This is a genomic window from Streptomyces collinus Tu 365 (assembly GCF_000444875.1).
Lineage (GTDB): Bacteria > Actinomycetota > Actinomycetes > Streptomycetales > Streptomycetaceae > Streptomyces > Streptomyces collinus_A.
The window spans coordinates 2941678-2958043 of the sequence record NC_021985.1 but is presented as its reverse complement, the minus strand read 5'-3'; the positions used below and the strand labels follow the sequence as shown (position 1 = coordinate 2958043).

The following is a 16366-nucleotide window of genomic DNA, read 5'->3' as shown; positions in this document are numbered from 1 at the left end:
AGGCGCGGTGGGGCTGAGTAAGCATCCCCTTGTCGAGAAGCTGTGCTCCCTCCACCTGCCTACCGCTGACTTCGTTGTCGCGGGTAGTGGGCCGCTGCTGGCACACGGCCTTCGGATGGAAGTCGGGGATCTGGACGTTGTGGCCCGGGGGGCTGCCTGGAAGCTCGTGCTCGACATGGCCGATCCGGTACCGGCTCCGTCCGGACACGGTCAGATGGTGCTGTTGTTCGGTGGGGATATCGAAGTCTTCGACCGCTGGCTTCCGGGCACGAAAGAGCCTGATGAACTGATCGAGAATGCCGAGATGATCGAGGGGATTCCATTCTGTCCCCTGCGCGAGGTCCTTGACTGGAAGATGCGCTCTGGTAGGCAGAAGGATCGGGTGGACGTTGAGTTGATCAGGGACTATCTCGAGCGTGATCTTTAGCCATCGCTGGGCGTGATCGGTTCTTCGATGGAATGTGAATTGGACGATGGGTTTTCGGAAGGACCGAGAGGGCGGCACTCGAGACCGTGGGTGGGGTGCCGCCCTCAGAAGAAGTCCGGGCCAGTCTTCAGATGGTGCCCTCCGTGTTCACCGGGCCGGTCCGGAAAGTGTTCGAGCAGGTTTTCCAGGGGGCGGGGACCAGGACGGCCGTGTGGGAGGCTGGGGGGTAGACGCGCAGGTAGGAGGCGGTGCGTTGGCAGGGGCCGCCTATCGGGCCGTTGGTGGTGCGGAGCACGGCCGTCGCCGTGTGGGCGGGCGTGAGGGTGACGGTGGAGTACGGCGAGCCGGAGTGGGTCGCCGCCGGGCCGATCTGGTGGTGGGCGGTGTCCACGGCGCTGACGCCCGGGTAGCCGCGCAGGGCGCACTTCGTGCTGCTCGTGTTGGTGAAGACGACGGACCAGTAGAGGGAGCCCGCCGCACCCTCCTTGTGGCCCATCGAGACGTATAGGTCGTCCAGGGCGCAGGTGCGCGGGCCCGCCGGAGCCGCGGTCGCGGTGGCCGCGGTGGCTCCCCAGGCGATCCCCGCTGTCGCGAGGGCCGCCGCCACCGCCGTCAGGGCGGCGGGCAGGCCCCTCCGGGGGAGGCGTCGGGCCCGGTCGAGGGAAGGGTACTGAAAAGTCAGAAACATGGTGCATCCGCCTCCAGAGGGCGAATGGATGGATGAAGGTCGCTATGTTGGATGCACCTCCGGCGGGAAAAGTTGTGCGGTCCGCCGGCCGATGCGGGAAAGGTGGCTGACACGCCGTGCACGGGCCCCGTTGGACCACCGCCGACATCCCCGACCAGAGCGGCCGCACGGCCGTCGTCACCGGGGCCAACGGCGGGCTCGGCTACGTCACCGCGCGCGAGCTCGCCCGCAAGGGGGCACGAGTCGTGCTCGCCTGCCGCAGCGAGACGCGGGGGCGTGAGGCGGCGGAGCGGCTGCTGGAGGAGGTGCCCCGGGCCGAGGCCGAGGTCCGGCGGCTCGACCTCGGCGACCTGAGGTCCGTGCGCTATTTCGCCGCCCGGCTGCCGTACGAGCGGATCGACCTGCTGATCAACAACGCCGGCGTGATGGCGCTCCCTCGCGGGACCACGGCGGACGGCTTCGAGACCCAGTTCGGCGTCAACCACCTGGGCCACTTCGCCCTCACCGCTCTCCTCGCGCCCGCCCTGCTGGCCACCCCGGGCGCCCGGGTCGTCACCGTCTCCAGCCTCATGCACGCCCTGGCCGGAATCGACCTGCGGGACCTCGGCGGCGGCCGCCCCTACCGGCGCTGGGTCGCCTACGCCCGTTCCAAGACCGCCAATCTCCTGTTCACGCACGAGCTGGCCCGCAGGTTCGCCGTGTGCGAAGCGGACGTCGTCGCGGCCGCCGCCCACCCCGGCTACGCCGCCACCGGTCTCCAGACCGCCGGGCCACGCGCCGAGGGGCGCCGGGTCGCCGAGCGGGTCATGCGGCTCGGCAACCAGGTCTTCGCCCAGCCGGCGGAGGCCGGCGCCCTGCCCACGCTGTACGCGGCGACCGCGCCCGGCGTGCGGCCCGACTCGTTCCACGGGCCGTCCTTCGCCATGTGGCGGGGTGCGCCCGCGCCCTCCTGGCGAGCCCCCTGGGCCAAGGACGACCGCATGGCCGCCCGCCTCTGGGACGTCTCGGCGCGGCTGACCGGGGTCGACTTCAGCCCTCCGGGGGCTTGAACGGCCTCACGTACCCGTCCCCGCGGGAGCGCACCGCACCTCGTACGTCCGTACCCGGACCGACTCGTCGTCCAGGCACGCGCCGGTCTGCAGGTCGAAGCGCTGCTTCAGCAGGGGGGACGCCACGAAGGGGCGGCCCCGGTGGGTGCCGGTCAGGCCGCGGGAGAGTACCGCCGCCCCGGTGAACGGGTCGCGGTTGCCGATCGCGTAGAGGCGGTCCGAGCGGTCGCGGAACACGGCCACCTGGCCGCCGTCCGGCAGCAGGGCGGCCACTCCGCGGCCGGGAGCCACCCGGTGCAGGTCGCACACGGTGAACCAGCCCTCCGTCCAGCGGAGCTGCACCTTCAGGCCGGTCGTCTCCGGTGCCAGGGTCATCGCTGGGCACTTCCTTCCAGGACGTCGTCGGCGGGCCGCATGCCGATCGACAGCAGCGGCAGGTCGGGCTTCATCTGGTCGCGTTCGGGGACGAAGGCGACGACCGGGTCCGGGCTGTCCGGGGCGTTCACGAAGGACACGAACCGGGCCAGCTTCTCGGGGTCGTCGATCGTCTCGGCCCACTCGTCGCGGTAGTGGGCGACATGGGCCCGCATCAGCTCCTCCAGCTCGTCGCAGATGCCGAGCGAGTCGTGCACCACCACGTCCCGCACGTGGTCCAGGCCGCCCGGGATCCGCTCCAGCCAGGCCGCGGTGCGCTCCAGGCGGTCGGCCGTGCGGATGTAGAACATGAGGAACCGGTCGATCAGCCGGACGAGTTCGGCATCGGACAGGTCCTGCGCCAGCAGGTCCGCGTGGCGCGGGGTCGCGCCGCCGTTGCCGCCGACGTACAGGTTCCACCCGTGGGCGGTGGCGATCACCCCGAAGTCCTTGGACCGGGCCTCGGCGCACTCGCGCTGGCAGCCGGAGACCGCCGACTTCAGCTTGTGCGGGGAGCGCAGTCCCCGGTAGCGCAGCTCCAGGTCGATCGCCATGCGGACCGAGTCCTGCACGCCGTACCGGCACCAGGTGGAGCCCACACAGGACTTCACCGTGCGCAGCGACTTGCCGTAGGCGTGCCCGGACTCGAAGCCCGCGTCCACCAGTCGCGCCCAGATCAGGGGCAGTTGCTCGACCCGGGCGCCGAACATGTCGATCCGCTGACCGCCGGTGATCTTCGTGTAGAGGCCGAAGTCGCGGGCGACCTCCCCGATCACGATCAGCTTCTCCGGCGCGATCTCCCCGCCGGGGATGCGCGGCACGACCGAGTACGAACCGTTGCGCTGCAGGTTGGCCAGGAAGTGGTCGTTGGTGTCCTGGAGGGCGGCCTGCTCGCCGTCCAGGACGTAGCCGCTCGCGCCGATCACCGGGGCGAGGGAGGCGATGATGGAGCCGACGGCCGGCTTGCAGACCTCGCAGCCCTCGCCGCCCCGGGCGTCCTCGCGGCCGAACCGGTCCAGCAGTTCGGGGTACGACGTCAGGCGCAGGGCGCGGACGATCTCGTACAGCTCCTCGCGGGTCCGGCCGAAGCAGCCGCACAGGCCCTTGTCGACCTCGACGCCGCTCGCCTCCAGCTCCGCGTCGACGAGCTGACCGAGCACCTTGACGCAGCTTCCGCACCCGGTGCCCGCCCTGGTGCACTTCTTCACCTCGGGCACGGTGGTGCACGCGTGCTCGGTGACCGCGCCGCGGACGGTGCCCTTGCTGACGTTGTGGCAGGAGCAGATGACCGCCTCGTCCGGCAGCGCGGCCGGGCCGAGCGAGGCCCCCGACTCCGCTCCGGCGGGCAGGACGAGGGACTCGGGGGAGACGGGGGGCACCGAGCCCGTCAGCGCGCGCAGGGTGCCGTACGCCTCCGCGTCGCCGACCAGGATGCCGCCGAGCAGCGTACCGTCGCCGCCGATGACCAGCTTCTTGTACAGGCCCGCGCGCGAGTCGGAGTAGACCACGTCCAGGCAGCCGTCGGCGGTGCCGTGCGCGTCGCCGAAGGACGCCACGTCCACGCCGAGCAGCTTCAGCTTGGTGGAGAGGTCGGCGCCGGTGAAGGACGCCTCGTCGGCTGCGATGGTCGCGGCGGCCGTCTCGGCCTGCTCGTAGCCGGGGGCCACCAGGCCGTACACCCGGCCGTCCGCCGCCAGCGCGCACTCGCCGATCGCGAACACGTGCGGGTCCGTGACCGTACGGCACTGCTCGTCGACGGTGATGCCGCCGCGCTCGCCGACGGTGAGGCCGCAGCCGCGGGCGAGCTGGTCGCGGGGGCGGACCCCGGCGCTGAACACCACCATGTCGGTGCCGAGTTCGGAGCCGTCGGACAGTTTCATGCCGGTGACGGCACCGGTGGTGTCCGTCACGATCTCCTGGGTGCCGACGCCGGTGTGGACCGTCAGGCCCATGTCCCGGACGGTGCGCAGCAGCGCCGCGCCACCGCCGTCGTCCACCTGCACCGGCATCAGGCGCGGAGCGAACTCCACGATGTGGGTGGCGAGCCCGAGCCCCTTGAGCGCGCCGGCCGCCTCCAAGCCGAGCAGGCCGCCGCCGACCACGGCGCCGGTGGTGGCGCCGGCCCCGGCGTACTCCTCGATGGCGAGCAGGTCCTCGATGGTGCGGTAGACGAAGCAGCCGGTGGCGTCCCTGTTCGGCACGGGCGGCACGAACGGGTAGGAGCCGGTGGCCAGGACGAGCACGTCGTAGTCGATCACCAGGCCCGAGCGGGCGGTCACCGTGCGTGCCGCGCGGTCGACGTGCTCCGCCGGGTCGCCGAGGTGCAGTTCGATGCCGTGGTCCGCGAGGAACCCGGCGTCGGCCAGGGACAGGTCCTCGGGCGTCCGGCCCGAGAAGTACGAGGTCAGCTGGACGCGGTCGTAGGCCGGGCGCGGCTCCTCGCACAGCACGACCACCCGGTGGGTGGCGGTCAGGCCGCGCTCGGCGAGCGCTTCGAGGAAACGCTGGCCGACCATGCCGTGGCCGACGAGCACGATCGTGGGGGTGGCCCCCGGGGCGGCGGTCATTCAGGAGCCTCCATCATGGGTGAGCAGGTGGAGCAGGGGGCCGTCCACGGGAAGCGGCTCCGCTCCCTCCCAGGCGCGGGCGAGCGCGCCGACGGTGCCGAGTTCGCCGACGAGGACCCCGCCGACCAGGCGGTCGTCGCGGACGACGACCTTGCGGTAGGTGCCCCGGGTGGCGTCGGCAAGCTGCACCACGTCGTCGCCGGGGCGGCCCTCGGGCTCGCCGAACGCGGCGAGGTCGAAGGGGGAGCCGGGACCGGTGAGGGTCAGCCGGGTCAGGGAACGGGTGCCGGTGTAGCGGGCGTCCGCGTCGCCGGCGAGCAACCGGGCCAGCGCGTCGGCCTGTTCGAGGGCCGGGGCGGCCAGGCCGTAGAGCGTCCCGTCGTGCCGGGCGCAGTCGCCGACGGCGTGCACGCGCGGGTCGGAGGTGCGCAGTTCGTCGTCGACGAGGACGCCCTCGCGGACGGCGAGGCCCGCCTGCTCGGCTAGGCCCGTACGCGGCCGCACCCCGCAGGCCAGGACCACCAGGTCGGCGTCGAGCGCGTACCCGTCGGCCAGCTCGACCGAGCGGACCGCGCCGCCGGCCGTGCGCACGTCCCGCACCCGGCACTCGGTGTGCACCTCGACGCCGAGCTCCCTCAGATGCCGCAGCACCAGGTGGGAGGCGCGCGGGTCGAGCTGGCGCTCCATGAGCCGCTCGGCCTGCTGCGCGAGGACGACCTGGGCGCCGCGCGCGGCCAGCGCGCGGGCCGCGGAGACCCCGAGCAGACCGCCGCCGACGACGACCGCCCGCACCCCCGGCCCGACCGCGGCGGACAGTCCCAGGCAGTCGTCCATGGTGCGGAACGCGTGGACGCCCTGGGGGAGCCGGTGGCCGGGGGTGAACAGGCCGCGCAGCGGTGGCAGCACGGGGTTGGACCCGGTGGCCAGCACCAGGGTGCCGTAGCCGATCGGCGGGCCGTCGGCACGGTGCAGCAGCCGGGCCGCGCGGTCGATGCCGGTGACGCGGGCGCGGACGTGGGCGGCGGGTGCGGGGAGGGTGATCACCTCCGGCGCGTACCGGCCGGCCAGCACCTCGGCGAGCAGCACCCGGTTGTAGGGCGGGTGCGCCTCGTCGCCGACGAGCAGCGCGGGCGTGCCCAGCTCGCCCAGGCGGCGGGCGAGGCGGGCGCCCGCGAGGCCGGCGCCGATCACCACCACACGCGTCTCCGAGGTCATGCAGGCAGCGTGCGGGCCCGACGTTACCCGGCCGCATCGCTCCTGTTTCCCGGCGGGAACGCTGCCCTCAGCGGGGGCGCGCCGGGGGTGTGAGGGGCCGCGCACGCGCCGGACGCGGGTCGGGGAGGCGGTCGTGCCACTGCGCTCAGGAGGCCGTCCGCCGGCCGCCGGTCAGGTGGCTGCCGGTCGGGAGGTGACGGCGTGGCTGCCGGTCAGGTGGGCGAACACCACCACGTTGCCCTGGTAACCGGTGGTCTTGGAGTAGCCGCCGCCGCAGGTGATGACGCGCAGCTCGGGGCGGGCGGCCGCGCCGTACACCTTGTCGTCGGGGAAGGCGCGGGCGGAGTAGACCTCCACCGCGTCCACGGTGAACACGGCCACGGTGCCGTCCTGGCGGTCCACCTCGATGACGGCGCCGCGCCTGAGGGCGCCGAGGTCGTAGAAGACGGCGGGGCCCTCGGTGTTGTCGACGTGGCCGGCGACGACGGCGGTGCCGGTCTCCCCGGGGGTGGTGCCGGCCTCGTACCAGCCGGCGAGGTTCTTCTTCTCGGCGGGCGGCACGTCCAGGCTGCCCGAGGGGGTGAGCGCCAGGCCCATCAGGGGGGCGTTCACGCGGATCGCGGGGATGCGGATGCGGGTGGGCGGGGACGGTTCGAGCGCGGCGGCCGTGAGCCGTTCCTCGGCGGGGTCGGGCCGGCCCTCGGCGGCCGCCGGCTGCGGCGGCGCGTGCGTCCCGCTCCCGGCGCCGAGCAGCCACACCGCCGTGCCCAGGGCGACGACGGTGACCGCGGCTATCGCGGTGTCCCCGATCCTGCGCATGTGAACCCCTCTCCCGGAGGCGTACCTCCGGCGCGGCGGGACCCGGACGGGTCCCCGAGGTGGGCCCCGGCCCCCTCCGGGCCGCGAGGGGCATCGGACCCGGAGGGGGCGGGGGCTTGCGGTACCGGCGGACGGACAGCGGAGGGTGTCCGTCAGATCCCGTCGCCTCTCGCCCGGCGATGCAGGAGCCAGGTACCGCCCGCGGCGGCGACGGCCAGAGCCGCCACACCCGCCGTGGTCTGCACGGGGTCGTTGCCGAGTGCGCCACCGACCCCCGTCTTCACACTTCCCCGCGGCTGCACCTGCTCGTGCGCCGCGGCCAGCGCCACGACCAGGTCACCGGTGACCTGCCGGGTGCCGTCCGCGCACTTCGCGACGATCTCGTACGTCCCGGGCTGCGCGCTCGACGGCACCCGGAACTGCCCGATGGCCTCGCCCTCGTGGGTGCTGGGCGCCAGCGTGAACGTCCCGGCGCCGACCGCGCCCGCGTCACCGAGCGCCGTGCTCTTCTCGCCGCACGCCGCGGTGTTCACGGTGACCTGGCTGCCCGGCGCCGTCATCGACGGGAACACCTGGAGGCTGTCGGTCAGGGCGCCGAGGGGGCGGGCGGGGAGCGGGAGGGTGAGCCCGCCGACGCCCGTGGGGCCGAGCAGGGCCACGGTCCCGGCGCCGGCCGCGGCGCCCGGCGGGCGGACCGCGGTGCGGACGGCCGTGGCGGCGTGGGCCGGTGCCGTGGCGAGTCCCGCCGTCGCCACGGCGAGCGCGGTACCGGTCAGCAGACGGGCGGTGCGTCGCATGGTGCTCCCCAGAGCTTGTCCGACTCGTTCAGGGGTGCGCCCCTGCCCTTCCGAGGTAAGTGGCACTCGGCCCGGACCGCTTGCCGAGATCTCGTCGGGACTGTGCCGAACGGGTGGCCACCGGGGCCCTCGCGGGGCCCGGCGGGGGCGCGTTCGTGCAGGTCAGCGGCGTGTGTAGAGGCATGCGGAATAACAAGTGCGAAGAACACACGAATGGAGCGACGGGCGCCGGTGAACGGGTGACGCCACGTCAGCCGATCCCCGGCGGGCGCGGTTGAGCGGGCGCGGTTGAGCGGGGGCGCGGGGGAGCGGGCACGGCGGAGGGCCGGTGCCCGGACGGGCACCGGCCCCCTGCGATGCGGGAAGGGGTCAGTTGACGTTGACCGCGCTCCACGCGGCCGCCACCGCGTTGTACTCCGCGCTGCCCGCGCCGTAGAGGTCCTTGGCCGCGTTGAGGGTGGCCGTGCGGGCGCCCGCGTAGTTCGTGGAGGACGTCATGTAGACCGTCAGCGCCCGGTACCAGATCTTGCCGACCTTGTCCCGGCCGATGCCGGTCACCGACGAGCCGTTGTACGTCGGCGAGTCGTAGCTGACGCCGTTGATGGTCTTCGCGCCGCTGCCCTCGGCGAGCAGGTACGCGAAGTGGTTGGCGACGCCCGAGGAGTAGTGGACGTCGAGGTTGCCGACCGAACTGCTCCAGTAGTCGGCCGAGTTGCCGTCCTTGGAGGGCTTGTCCATGAAGCGCAGGGCGGCCTTGCCGAAGCCCGGCTTCACGATCTTCTCGCCGATGAGGTAGTCACCGGGGTCGGAGGAGTTGTTGGCGTACCACTCGACCATGGTGCCGAGGATGTCCGAGGTGGCCTCGTTGAGGCCGCCGGACTCGCCCGAGTAGGTCAGGGCGGCCGTCTTCGACGTCACCCCGTGGGACATCTCGTGCCCGGCGACGTCCAGCGCGACCAGCGGCCCGAAGGTGGTGCCGTCACCGTCGCCGTACGTCATGCAGAAGCAACTGTCGTCCCAGAACGCGTTGTTGTAGTTGCTGCCGTAGTGGACGCGGTTGTACGAGCCCTTTCCGTCGCCCGCGATGCCGTTGCGGCCGTGGACGTTCTTGTAGTAGTCCCAGGTCTCGTTCGTGCCGTACTGGGCGTCGACGGCGGCCGAGGCGCGGTCCGAAGTGGCGCCGGTGCCCCAGTGGTTGTCGGCGTCCGTGAACAGCGTCGCGGGGGCGCGGCTGAAGCAGATGCCGAAGAAGCACAGGTCGGTCTTGCCCTGCGCGTCACCGGTGTAGGTGTTGCCGCGGGTCGGGTCCTTGAGCTGGTACGACGACCCGGACTGGGTGGTCTCCAGCGCGACGGTCCCGCTGTAGAGGGAGGCGCCGTCGCCGGCCGCGGTCTCGATGCTGTCCCAGGCGTCGATCTGGGCACCGGTGCGGGCGTCGGTCAGCACGGTCCGGGCGACCGGGTTGCCGAGCGAGTCCTGGCCGACGGCGTTGGTCCGCCAGGCGAGCTTCGGCGCCCCGTGCAGGGCGTCGACGACCAGCTCGGGCTTGGCCTTCACCCGCTTCAGCGCCTCGCCGAGGTTGGCGGCGCGCAGGGCGTTCACCGCGAGGCCGGCGGCTCTGGGACCGGAGACCACGGGCGTGACCGAGGACAGCGACAGCCGGCTCCGGGTGGCCCGGTCGGCGTTGCGGTAGGCGCCGTCCGGGGCGAGGTGGACCACGAAGTCGCCGCCGAGCACCGGGAGTCCGCGGTAGGTGCGGTCGTACCGGACGTGCTGGGTGCCGTTCCGGTCCACGACGACGTCGCGGACGCTGGTGTTCTGGGCGGAGGTCAGGCCGAGGCTCGCCGCGTGCGCCACGAGGGCCGCGGCGGCGTGGTGCACGGCGGTGGCCCGGGACGGCCGGGCGTCGGCCTGTGCGGCGGGGGAGAGGGCGGTGGCCAGGAGGGTCGCGGCGGTGACGGCGATGCCGGCGGTGGCGAGACGACGGGGACCTCGGACGTGCTGGCGTATCCGACTCATCTGTCTCCTCGGGGAGGCGCCTGTGAGGCGTGGGGGATGGCGCGGCGGTCGTGACAGAGATTTAAGGGGCCATGACATGTCATGTCCATAGCGCCTTCATGGAGATGTGTGGGGAGGGCGGGGGGATGCAGAATCGTTTCCGTGATCACTTCGGACCCGTGGCACCCGTTGCCGTTCTTCGTCTACGGCACCCTGCGCGCCGGCGAGGCCAACCACGACCTGTTCCTGCGCGGGCGGACGGCGTCGCAGGAACCGGCCCGCCTGCCCGATGCGGCGCTCTACGACGGCCCCGGCTACCCCTACGCCGTGGAGCGGCCCGGAGCGGGACCGGTGCACGGCGAACTGGTCACCGCGCTGCCGGAGTCGTACGACCGCCTGCTGGCCGAACTCGACCGGCTGGAGGAGTACGTTCCGGGCGACCCGGGCAACCTCTACGAACGCGTCGCCCGGGACGTACGGCGCCCGGACGGCGGCACCGTGCGGGCCTGGGTGTACCTGGCGGCACCCCGGGTCGCCGCCGGACTGCTCGACCGCGGCACCGCCCTCACGGACGGCGACTGGCTCACCCGCCGCTGACCGGCCCGGCCGCGCGGCCGCCCCGCTCACCGGGGCCCAGCGCCTCCACCCGCACCGCGCACGCCTTGAACTCCGGCATGCGGGACACGGGGTCGAGCGCCGGGTTGGTCAGGGTGTTGGCGCGGCCCTCGCCCGGCCAGTGGAAGGGCATGAACACCGTGTCCGGCCGGATGCCGGCGGTGATCCGGGCGGGGGCCACGGCGCGGCCGCGCCGCGACACCACGGCCACCGGGTCGCCCTCGGCCGCCCCGAGCCGGGCCGCGAGCCGCGGATGCAGTTCGACGAACGGTCCGGGCGCCGCCGCGTTCAGCTCCGGCACCCGCCGGGTCTGCGCCCCCGACTGGTACTGCGCGACCACCCGGCCGGTCGTCAGCAGCAGCGGGTACTCGGCGTCCGGCTCCTCGGCACCCGCCCGGTGCGCCACCGCCACGAACCGGGCCCGCCCGTCCCCGGTGGCGAACCGGTCGAGGAAGAGGCGGGGGGTTCCGGGGTGCGCGAGGGGTCCGGCTCGCGTGGCGTGTTCGGCTTGCGTGGGGTGTTCGGCGTGCGCGGGTGACGCGGCGGGCGCGGGCCCGCCGTTCCCTGCGGGCCCGCCGTTCGCCGTGGAGCCGTCGTTCCCCGTGCAGCCGTCGTTCCCCGTGGAGCCGCCGTCACCTGCGCGGCCGCCGCTTCCCGCGGGGCCGTCGTCGTCCGTCGCCGGCCGCGCCGGGCACGGCCAGAACAGGCCGTCCTCCTCGGCCAGTCGGCGGTAGGTGATGCCCGAGTAGTCCGCCGGGCCGCCCGCGCTGGCCCGGCGCAGTTCCTCGAAGACCTCCTCGGGGTCGGCCGGGAAGCCCTTCTCCACGCCGAGACGGGCGGCCAGGGCGCGCAGCACCTCCAGGTCGCTGCGGACGCCCGGGGGCGCGGCGACCGCCCGGCGGCGCAGCAGGACCCTGCCCTCCAGGCTGGTCGTCGTGCCCGTCTCCTCGGCCCACTGGGTGACCGGCAGCACCACGTCCGCCAGCTCCGCCGTCTCGGAGCGCACCACGTCGCACACGGCCAGGAAGTCCAGCGAGGCGAGCCGCTCCTCGACGTGGGCCGCGCGCGGGGCCGACACCACCGGGTTGGACCCCATCAGCAGCAGCGCGCGGACGTCCCCGCCCAGCGCGTCCAGCAGCTCGTACGCGCTGCGCCCCGGGCCCGGCAGCGTGTCGGGGTCCACGCCCCACACCCCGGCCACGTGCCGCCGCGCCGCCGGGTCGTCCAGCTTGCGGTAGCCGGGCAACTGGTCGGCCTTCTGGCCGTGTTCGCGCCCGCCCTGCCCGTTGCCCTGCCCGGTCAGACAGCCGTACCCGGACAGCGGGCGGCCCGCGCGGCCGGTCGCCAGGCACAGGTTGATCCACGCGCTCACCGTGTCCGTTCCCTTCGACTGCTGCTCCGGTCCCCGCGCCGTCAGCACCATCGCCGACTCCGGCGCGCAGAACAGCCGCACGGCCTCGCGTAGTTGTGGAACGGACACCCCCGTGATCCGCTCCACGTACTCGGGCCAGTGCCCCATCACGGCCGCCCGGGCCTCCGCCCAGCCCGTCGTGCGCTCGCGGATGAACTCCTCGTCCGTGCGGCCCTCGGCGACCACCAGGTGCAGCAGGCCCAGCGCGAGCGCGAGGTCGGTGCCCGGGCGGGGCGCCAGGTGCAGGTCGGCCTGCTCGGCGGTCCGTGTGCGGCGCGGGTCCACCACGATCAGCGTGCCGCCGTTCGCCCGCAGTTCGCTGAAGAAGCGCAGGGAGGGCGGCATGGTCTCGGCGAGGTTGGAGCCCACCAGGATCACGCATCCGGTCCGCGGGACGTCCTCCAGCGGGAACGGCAGCCCACGGTCGAGCCCGAACGCCCTGGTGCCCGCGGCCGCCGCCGACGACATGCAGAAGCGGCCGTTGTAGTCGATCTGCGAGGTGCCCAGCACCACCCGCGCGAACTTGCCCAGCGCGTACGCCTTCTCGTTCGTCAGGCCGCCCCCGCCGAACACGCCGAGCGCGTCGGCGCCGTACCGCTCCCGGACCGACCCCAGCGCCCCGGCGATCCGGTCCAGCGCCTCCTCCCAGGAGGCAGGCACCAGCCGGCCGCCGGAGCGCACCAGCGGCGAGGTCAGCCGTACCGCCGGGGACAGCACCTCGGCGGCCGTGCGGCCCTTGCCGCACAGGGCGCCCCGGTTCACCGGGAAGTCCGGCCGCTCGGTCACCGCGACGCCCCCCTGCGGCAGCGGGGTGACGTTCATCCCGCACTGCAGGGCGCAGTACGGACAGTGGGTGGGCGTCGCGGTGGTGTCCATGCGGACAGCGTGCTTCGGGCGTGTTACGCCCCGCCCCGCTCCCGGTTACACGACCGGGACGACGACCTCCCCGCGCCACCGCGCCCGCCGTGAGGCGACGGCCGCCGCGCCCGCCGTGAGGCGGCGGCCGCCGCGCCCGCCGTGGGTCAACGCCGCTGCCCGCCCGCCGCAGCCGCCGACAGCCACCCGCCGCCCGCCGCCGAGCCCTGCCACGGGACGACCGCCTCGGCCTGCCGAAGGCCCGCCGCAGGCGACCGCCATCGCCCGCCCCACCCCCAGCCGTGGGCGGCCACCGCCGCCCGTCGAACCGGCCGCCGAGCGGTCCCGGGACGGGCCCCGCCGAACAGGCCCGGCTCAGCGTCCCGCCGCGAGTGCCCGTGCGACGCCCTGCTCCTTGCGGCCGAGGAACTGCGGGTCGGGGCGGAAGGCCGCGTCCAGCGCCGCCTTGCCCGCCGCGAACACCTCGCGCGTCCCGCCGTAGTACCAGGTCGTGTCGTGCTTGGCGGCCACGCCGATCCCGTACGAGTCCACCCCGGCCGCCTCGCACAGCGCCACCGCCCGCCGGATGTGGAAGTCCTGGCTGATGAGCACCGCCCGGTCCACCCCGAAGATCTTCTTGGCCCGGACACAGGAGTCCCAGGTGTCGAAACCGGCGTAGTCGCCGACGATCCGCCGGGCCGGCACCCCGTGCCGGGTGAGGTACGCGCGCATGGCGTCCGGCTCGTCGTAGTCCTCGCGGCTGTTGTCCCCGGTGACCAGCACGACCTCGATCCGGCCCGCCCGGTACAGCCGGGCCGCCGCGTCCAGCCGGTGCGCGAGGTAGGGGGACGGCTCCCCGTCCCACAGCCCGGCCCCGAACACCACGGCCACCTCCGTGCGCGGCACGTCCGCCGTCGTCCGCAGCCGGTCCGCCGTGGTCACGTACAGCCAGGTGGCCGGCAGCAGCGCCAGCACGCACGCGGCCATCACGGACTGCACCAGCAGCCGCCGGCCCCTGCGGGTGCGCGGCAGCCGCGGTCGACGGATCTTCATGCGGTCCCCCACGGATCGGTGCGGCCGGCGGTCCCGGCCAGCGGTTCCGCCCCCTCGGGCCCGGCCATCGGTCCCGACCATGGAGGACGCGAACGCGGCCGGTCCGGTTCAGCGCACAGGGGCCTCACCTCGTGCATCCGTACGACGTGAGGCCACGGAAAACAGTGATGACGGCCCGGCAACGGCCGCGCAACCTCCCACCGCCAGGATCCTTCCATGACGGCGTCGAACCCCCTCCGCGACGAGCCCGCCCGCCACCTCGACACCACGGCGCACCTCATGAACGGCATCAGCAGTCCGCTCGCCGACCGGCTTCGGCCGGTCCACCCCGGCGGACGCCGCCGTACGGCCCCGGCGGCCGCCCGGGACGCCGCCCCGCCCGTCCTCGTGCTCGTCGCCCACGGCAGCCGCGACCCGCGCGCGTTCGACACCGTACGGGCCCTGGCGGGCCTGGTGCGCGCGCTGCGCCCCTCGCTCCGCGTCCGCCTGGGCCACATCGAGCTGAACGAGCCGCTGCTCCCGGACACCCTCGCGGCCCTCGGCGCCGCCCCGGCCGTCCTCGTCCCGCTGCTGCTCGGGCGCGGCTACCACGTCAAGCGGGACATCCCCGAGATGGCGGCGGCCGCGTCGGCGCGGGCGCGGGTGGCCGCCCCGCTCGGCCCCCACCCGCTCCTCGTGGAGACCCTGCACGCCCGGCTGACGGAGGCCGGCTGGCGCCCGGACACCGCCGCCCGCGGCACGAGCGCCGTCGTCCTCGCCGCGGCCGGCTCCCGCGACCCCGACTCGGCCGCCGACACCCGCCGCACCGCCCGCCTGCTCGCCGGCCGGCTGGGCGTCCCGGTGGTCCCCGCGTACGCCTCCGCGGCCACCCCGACGGTGGCGACCGCGCTGCGCGCGCTGGCCGCGCGGGGCCGCCCCGACGTGGCCGTGGCCTCCTGCTTCACCGCGCCGGGCCGCTTCGCGACGCAGTGCGCGGCACAGGCACCCGGCATCGCCTCCGCGCCCCTGGGCGCCCACGAGGCGATGGCCCGCCTGGTCCTGCACCGCTACGACCAGGCCCGGGCGACGGCCGGGGCCCGGCCGGCGTCCGCCTGACCGGCCGACCGGCCCCGGCACGACCCGGCCCACCACCGGGCGCCCGGCAGTCCCCGATTGTCACCGCCGACGCTTACTGTCGAATCATGGAAGGCATCGCACTCCTCGACACCTACGACCCCACGTCCCTCGAACGATGGGCCCCGGAGCCCGACAAGCGCCCAGGCCGTACCGCCTTCCAGCGCGACCGCGCCCGCGTCCTGCACTCCGCCGCGCTGCGCCGGCTGGCGGGCAAGACCCAGGTGGTCACCCCGGGCGCCTCGAGCCAGGTGTGGGATGCCAGCCCCCGCACCCGCCTCACCCACTCCCTGGAGTGCGCCCAGGTCGGCCGCGAACTGGGGGCGGCCCTCGGCTGCGACCCCGACCTGGTGGAGGCCGCCTGCCTCTCCCACGACCTCGGTCACCCGCCCTTCGGCCACAACGGCGAACAGGCGCTGAACGAGTTCGCCGACGACTGCGGCGGCTTCGAGGGCAACGCCCAGTCGCTCCGGCTGCTCACCCGCATCGAGCCCAAGCGGTTCACCCCCGACGGCTCCGTCGGTCTCAACCTCACCCGCGCCGCCCTGGACGCCGCCACCAAGTACCCCTGGCCGCGCGGCGCCCACCCCACCGACCCGGCCTCCCCCAAGTTCGGCGTCTACGAGGACGACCGCCCGGTCTTCGACTGGGTCCGCAGCACCGCCCCCGGCACCCGCACCTGCTTCGAGGCCCAGGTCATGGACTGGTCCGACGACGTGGCCTACTCGGTCCACGACGTGGAGGACGGCCTGCACGCCGGTCACATCGACCCCGACTGCCTGCACGCCGAGCCCGAACGGCAGGCGGTGTTCGCCGTGGCCGTCGGCCGGTACGTGCCCGCCGGCACCGACCCGGCCGAGCTCGCCGCGGCCCTCGACCGCCTCCAGGACCAGGAGTGGTGGCCGCACGGCTACGACGGCACCGCGGCCGCCCAGGCCCGCCTCAAGGACGCCACCAGCCAGCTCATCGGCCGGTTCTGCCTGGCCGCCGAGGTGGCGACCCGCGCCGCGTACGGCGGCGGCCGGCTCACCCGGTACGACGCCGAACTCGTCGTACCCCGCGAGGCCCGCATGGAGTGCGCCGTGCTCAAGGCGGTCGCCGACCGGTACGTCATGCAGCGCGCCGAGCAGGAGCGGCTGCGCGCCGACCAGCGGATCGTCGTCGCCGAACTGGCCGAGGCGCTCACCGCCCGCGCCCCGGACGGCCTCGACCCGCAGTTCCGGGCCCTGTTCGACCAGGCGTCGGACGACCACACGCGCAAGCGGGTGATCGTCGACCAGATCGCCTCCCTCACCGACGCCTCCGCCCGCTCGCTGCACGCGAGACTGACGGGGCGCGGCTGAGA

The 16366-nt window shown here is 74.4% G+C and carries 14 protein-coding genes; 5 read left to right on the top strand and 9 right to left on the bottom strand.

Features of this window, described 5'->3' with window-relative positions; translation table 11 throughout:
- Nucleotides 1-7: 7 nt before the first annotated feature.
- Complete coding sequence (locus B446_RS12755) at nucleotides 8-427, top strand: hypothetical protein (protein WP_020939852.1); 420 nt, start codon at nucleotides 8-10, stop codon at nucleotides 425-427.
- Nucleotides 428-554: 127 nt separating this feature from the next.
- Here the strand turns inward: B446_RS12755 and B446_RS12750 are convergent, their stop codons facing one another.
- Nucleotides 555-1115 (bottom strand): DUF4232 domain-containing protein, encoded by a 561-nt coding sequence (locus B446_RS12750; protein ID WP_078614693.1) that lies wholly within the window; start codon nucleotides 1113-1115, stop codon nucleotides 555-557.
- Nucleotides 1116-1231: 116 nt separating this feature from the next.
- Between B446_RS12750 and B446_RS12745 the strand changes: the two genes are divergently transcribed.
- Entirely contained in the window at nucleotides 1232-2164 is a 933-nt protein-coding gene (locus tag B446_RS12745; RefSeq protein WP_020939850.1) for an oxidoreductase, read from the top strand.
- A gap of 6 nt (nucleotides 2165-2170) precedes the next feature.
- On the opposite strand, the gene nirD is transcribed toward B446_RS12745, so the two are convergent.
- The 6 genes from nirD to B446_RS12715 form a co-directional block, all read right to left on the bottom strand.
- Entirely contained in the window at nucleotides 2171-2539 is a 369-nt protein-coding gene (gene nirD, locus B446_RS12740) for a nitrite reductase small subunit NirD (RefSeq protein WP_020939849.1), read from the bottom strand.
- Nucleotides 2536-5145, bottom strand: a complete 2610-nt coding sequence (nirB, locus tag B446_RS12735; protein WP_020939848.1) for a nitrite reductase large subunit NirB — start codon at nucleotides 5143-5145, stop codon at nucleotides 2536-2538. The genes nirD and nirB overlap by 4 nt, the downstream gene beginning before the upstream one ends.
- A complete protein-coding gene (locus B446_RS12730; protein ID WP_043475459.1) occupies nucleotides 5146-6360 on the bottom strand; it encodes an NAD(P)/FAD-dependent oxidoreductase in 1215 nt (404 codons plus the stop codon).
- Nucleotides 6361-6531: 171 nt separating this feature from the next.
- Nucleotides 6532-7179, bottom strand: a complete 648-nt coding sequence (locus B446_RS12725; RefSeq protein WP_020939846.1) for a class F sortase — start codon at nucleotides 7177-7179, stop codon at nucleotides 6532-6534.
- 152 nt (nucleotides 7180-7331) lie between these two features.
- Nucleotides 7332-7976 carry a hypothetical protein gene (locus B446_RS12720; RefSeq protein WP_020939845.1) on the bottom strand — a complete coding sequence of 215 codons (645 nt, stop codon included), beginning with the start codon at nucleotides 7974-7976 and terminating at the stop codon, nucleotides 7332-7334.
- Between the two features lie 369 nt (nucleotides 7977-8345).
- The gene (locus B446_RS12715; RefSeq protein WP_020939844.1) at nucleotides 8346-9995 is read right to left on the bottom strand and encodes a M4 family metallopeptidase; all 1650 of its coding nucleotides are present in this window, start codon (nucleotides 9993-9995) and stop codon (nucleotides 8346-8348) included.
- Between the two features lie 141 nt (nucleotides 9996-10136).
- Here B446_RS12715 and B446_RS12710 point away from each other — a divergent pair, with 141 nt between their 5' ends.
- Nucleotides 10137-10571 (top strand): gamma-glutamylcyclotransferase family protein, encoded by a 435-nt coding sequence (locus B446_RS12710; protein ID WP_020939843.1) that lies wholly within the window; start codon nucleotides 10137-10139, stop codon nucleotides 10569-10571.
- Here the strand turns inward: B446_RS12710 and B446_RS12705 are convergent.
- Both B446_RS12705 and B446_RS12700 read right to left on the bottom strand, forming a co-directional pair.
- Entirely contained in the window at nucleotides 10558-12876 is a 2319-nt protein-coding gene (locus tag B446_RS12705; protein WP_020939842.1) for a molybdopterin oxidoreductase family protein, read from the bottom strand. The two genes, B446_RS12710 and B446_RS12705, sit on opposite strands and share 14 nt — an antisense overlap.
- Nucleotides 12877-13230: 354 nt before the next feature.
- Entirely contained in the window at nucleotides 13231-13908 is a 678-nt protein-coding gene (locus tag B446_RS12700; protein ID WP_020939841.1) for a SanA/YdcF family protein, read from the bottom strand.
- A 216-nt stretch (nucleotides 13909-14124) separates the two neighbouring features.
- On the opposite strand from B446_RS12700, the gene B446_RS12695 reads away from it, so the two are divergent.
- Both B446_RS12695 and B446_RS12690 read left to right on the top strand, forming a co-directional pair.
- A complete protein-coding gene (locus tag B446_RS12695) occupies nucleotides 14125-15003 on the top strand; it encodes a sirohydrochlorin chelatase (protein WP_020939840.1) in 879 nt (292 codons plus the stop codon).
- A gap of 86 nt (nucleotides 15004-15089) precedes the next feature.
- Nucleotides 15090-16364 (top strand): deoxyguanosinetriphosphate triphosphohydrolase, encoded by a 1275-nt coding sequence (locus B446_RS12690; protein ID WP_020939839.1) that lies wholly within the window; start codon nucleotides 15090-15092, stop codon nucleotides 16362-16364.
- Nucleotides 16365-16366 lie beyond the last annotated feature (2 nt).